Source organism: Pseudomonas sp. BN505 (assembly GCF_029873175.1).
Classification (GTDB): domain Bacteria; phylum Pseudomonadota; class Gammaproteobacteria; order Pseudomonadales; family Pseudomonadaceae; genus Aquipseudomonas; species Aquipseudomonas putida.
Genome location: NZ_SSOI01000002.1, coordinates 1 through 506, shown reverse-complemented (window position 1 = coordinate 506; position 506 = coordinate 1). Strand labels below are relative to the sequence as shown.

Sequence of the window (506 nt, the reverse complement as noted above, 5' to 3'; positions counted from 1 at the left end):
TGCGCGGCTGGATTCAGGTCGATGAGGAAGGTGCCGTTGGCACCGACTACGCCAGAGCCGATGACGTTACCCTCGGCATCGCGCACTTCGACGGTGGCACCCGGCTCACCACGGCCGCTCAGTGCCAGGCCATCAGCGCCGACCACGATATTGCTCACGGCGCCAGGTGGGGTGATATCGGGGGCATCGAACTGCAGCGGCGCAGACGTGTTGCCGGCCGCGTCCACCAGGCGTACGTCCAGTGCTTCGCCGTTGGCCTGAGCAGGGTTCAGGGTCAAGCTGAACAAGCCATCGGCACCGACGATGCCGGTGCCGATGATGTTGCCACCGGCATCACGCACCTGCACGGTAGCGCCCGCTTCACCGCGACCGGTGAAGGTCACGCCGTCGGCCAAGGCCAGTTCAGTCGGTTGAGCAGGCGGCAGCAGGTCGGCTGAGGTCACCGAGCCCGGCTGGGAAACATTACCGGCGGCATCGGTCAGGGTGACTTGCAGGGTGCTGCCGTC

Annotated in this window: 1 protein-coding gene; it reads right to left on the bottom strand. The window is 66.4% G+C overall.

Annotated elements, in window-relative coordinates:
- Positions 1–506, bottom strand: a 506-nt coding sequence (locus tag E8E78_RS00010) for an Ig-like domain-containing protein (RefSeq protein WP_280311568.1), incomplete at both ends; no start/stop codon positions are given.